Source organism: Chryseobacterium sp., from assembly GCF_022712095.1.
Classification (GTDB): domain Bacteria; phylum Bacteroidota; class Bacteroidia; order Flavobacteriales; family Weeksellaceae; genus Chryseobacterium.
Genome location: NZ_JALAHD010000254.1, coordinates 1 through 3640, shown reverse-complemented (window position 1 = coordinate 3640; position 3640 = coordinate 1). Strand labels below are relative to the sequence as shown.

The window sequence follows — 3640 nt, the reverse complement described above, 5'->3', positions numbered from 1 at the left end:
TATGCCTTAAAAATCCTGATTGTTCGATTTTTTTTAGCGGAATGGTTTCATCGGTAATGGGTGCTGATTCCACTTCCACATTATGCGCAGTAACGCCCCAAGCTTTGAAATCATCACTTCCGATATACTTCACAAAGTTGTATATATTAAGGGTAATTTTTTGCTTAACGGTCAAAAGAATATCGTTTATATAGGTATTATCTATGATAACATATTTCAGATCAGGAGGTATATTATGTGCCCTTAAAGACGGATGACTGCTTCTTGAAGGAATAGTTCCATCATCCATTAAATCTTTTAATACCATTTTAAAATAATCATTGATTCTCCTGTCTACTTTGAATCCTAACAGGAAGTTAACTTTATAAACTGTTCCAGGTAAAATTTCATCTACCGTATATTTAAATGTATAAGGGTCTTCCTGATTGACAATACTTAAAATAAAGTAATGATCTGCTCTTTTAGGCTGTTTTTTAATAATTGAATAGATGATTTTGGATTCTACTTCATCATTACGTTTTGCCCTGCTCAGATAAGCAAGATTAGTTGCATATTTAGGAATTGTTTCATCCAGTTTCATGTCTTTGATAATCCCAACATATTTATCAATCTTCACATACTGAATGAATTTAGCTTTTAAAAGTCTGCCGTTATACCAAGCATACATACAGACTGCTATAAATCCTCCAAGTACCATTGTCAGCCATCCTCCATCTACAAACTTGATAACATTAGCATAGAAGAATCCGGATTCAAGGAAGAGGTAAACCATTCCAAATCCTATAAGAAATATCTTATTCAGCCTTGTTCTGCTGAGCCAGAATAATAATAAGATTGTAGTCATAAGCATTGTTATGGTTATTGTTAACCCATATGCTGCTTCCATACGTTCTGATTTCTGGAAGAATATAACTACTATAAAGCAGAATGCCATAAGTCCCCAGTTAATTCTTGGAATATACATCTGTCCTTTTACTCCCGAAGGATATTCTATATGCTGGTTAGGCCAGAATGATATTGACATTGCTTCCGAAAACATGGTAAATGATCCGGTAATTACTGCCTGACTGGCAATAATCGCAGCTGCCGTCGCCAGAATTACTCCCGGTAGAACCGCCCATTGAGGCATAATTCCAAAGAAAGGATTCACCCCGTTAAATACCTGCTCATAATTATCTAAAAGCCACGCTCCCTGTCCTAAATAGTTAAGGATCAGCATGAGTTTAACAAAAACCCAGCTTACTCTGATATTTTTAGCTCCACAGTGTCCAAGATCCGAATATAAGGCTTCTGCACCGGTCGTACACAGGAATACAGCTCCCATAATAACAATCGCACTGGAGGAATGGGTGATAAGATTATATGCATAAATAGGATTGAATGCCCTGATGATCTCGATATGATCAGAAATATGTAAAGCCCCGAAAATACCTAAGGCAAGGAACCAGGTCACCATAATAGGACCAAAAAACCTTCCTATGGAAGCGGTACCAAACTGCTGGACAACGAAAATCACAAATAGAATAACCAAAGTAATGGTTACAACAGGTGTTTCCGGGTTATAAATTTTAAGTCCTTCAATGGCAGACATCACCGTCAGTGAAGGTGTAATAACACTGTCTGCAACCAATGTAGAGGCTCCTATAATAGCTACCACATAGAGCCATTTTTTCTTAAGCTTTTTAACTAGTGAATAAAGGGCTAAAATTCCTCCTTCTCCTTTATTGTCTGCTCTTAAAGCAATCACTACATATTTCAGAGTTGTCTGAAGAGTGAGGGTCCAGATAATACATGAAAGCGCTCCTTCAATATATTCATCAAAGGGCATTGCAGATCCTACTTTTCGGGCATTCACAATAGCCTTCATTACGTAAAGCGGTGAGGTACCAATATCCCCGAAAACAATACCGAGAGATACAATAACTCCAACAAATGAAAGCTTTTTAATGTCAAAGTGATGACCGCCTTCTGTAACTTCTGCCATACCAGTTAATTTTAAAAATTAAAAGCGCAAATTTATACTAATTTTATGATCTCAGGAAACTTTTAATGATAAATTAAATAAATGAAAAAACTTCCTTTCGGAAGTTTTTTTCTATGATTTAATATACATTGCTTTTTTTATTTCTTCTTTCACTTTTTCAAGTTTAGGGAACCATTCTGCAAATAAAGCTGCGGAATAAGGTGCTGGAGCATCAGGAGTAGTAATTCTCTTGATTGGAGCATCCAGATAATCAAATGCTTTTTGCTGAACCATATAAGTAATTTCAGAAGAAACAGACCCAAACGGCCAAGCTTCTTCAAGGATTACCAATCTGTTGGTTTTCTTCACTGAAGTTAAAATAGTATCAAAATCTAAAGGACGAACCGTTCTTAAGTCTATCACTTCTACAGAAATTCCTTCTTTAGCTAAATCTTCAGCTGCCTGAATAGCTAATTTCATAATTTTACCAAAAGAAACTAAAGTAACATCTTTACCTTCTTTTTTAATATCTGCTTTTCCTATCGGTAAGTAGTACTCTTCTTCAGGAATTTCCATTTTATCACCATACATCTGCTCTGATTCCATGAAAATTACTGGATCATTATCCTGAATTGCTGTTTTCAATAGTCCTTTCGCATCATAAGGATTGGAAGGAACTACCACTTTTAGCCCAGGACAGTTAGCATACCAACTTTCAAAAGCCTGAGAGTGTGTTGCTCCTAATTGTCCTGCAGAAGCCGTAGGTCCGCGGAACACTATCGGACAATTCCACTGCCCTCCACTCATCTGACGGATTTTTGCAGCATTGTTTATAATCTGATCGATTCCTACTAATGAGAAATTGAATGTCATGAATTCTACAATCGGTCTGTTACCATTCATTGCAGCTCCTACGGAAATACCTGTAAAACCTAGCTCTGCAATCGGAGTATCGATAATTCTTTTAGGACCAAATTCATCCAGCATTCCTTTGGAAGCTTTATATGCACCATTGTATTCTGCAACTTCTTCTCCCATTAAATAAATGGATTCATCTTTACGCATTTCTTCGCTCATTGCCTGTGCAATTACTTCACGAAAAGTATATTCTGCCATATTTTTTTGAAAAATTTAGACTACAAAAATAGTGATTTTTTATTATCCCCATAACAAAAACGACATCTCATTCATGAAATGCCGCTGAATTAATATTATTTTAAACCTGATTAATTGACCTTTTGCCAGGTTTGTGTTCTTCCTAGCAGGGAAACGCCTACATATCCTCTTACATTCAGCTGATCGCCTTTTCTTGTAACTGTACATTTATACGTTTTTCCTGTCTTGGGATCCGTAATGGTTCCTCCTGAAAATTCATCTCCGTCCTTACTTAATCCTCTGATCACTTCCATTCCCAAAATAGGTTTTCCTTTTCTGTCATCTTTACAGCTGGAGCAGTTTGGATCTTCCGGCTTGATAAGTAACTGGGATACTTTCCCATAATATTTGCCATCTGATTTTTTATAAATCTCCACTATGGATTTTGCTTGTTTGGTTTCATCATCTATCGTCTTCCATTTTCCCTCAATCTGGGCGAAAGACAATACTCCGAATAATGAAAGCATACATGTTAACAATAATTTTTTCATATCTTCTATCGATTTAATTATAATATAAACG

At 36.2% G+C, this 3640-nt stretch carries 3 protein-coding genes; all 3 read right to left on the bottom strand.

Features of this window, described 5'->3' with window-relative positions; all coding sequences use genetic code 11:
* Window positions 1-1984: KUP/HAK/KT family potassium transporter (locus Q0A18_RS13145; protein WP_292010608.1), on the bottom strand; the 1984-nt coding region annotated here is incomplete at its 3' end.
* Between the two features lie 111 nt (window positions 1985-2095).
* On the bottom strand, window positions 2096-3079 hold the full coding sequence (locus Q0A18_RS13140; RefSeq protein WP_292010607.1) for a pyruvate dehydrogenase complex E1 component subunit beta: 984 nt from the start codon (window positions 3077-3079) through the stop codon (window positions 2096-2098).
* Window positions 3080-3189: 110 nt separating this feature from the next.
* Window positions 3190-3609, bottom strand: coding sequence for a DUF2147 domain-containing protein (locus Q0A18_RS13135; protein ID WP_292010609.1), 420 nt, complete (start codon window positions 3607-3609; stop codon window positions 3190-3192).
* Window positions 3610-3640 lie beyond the last annotated feature (31 nt).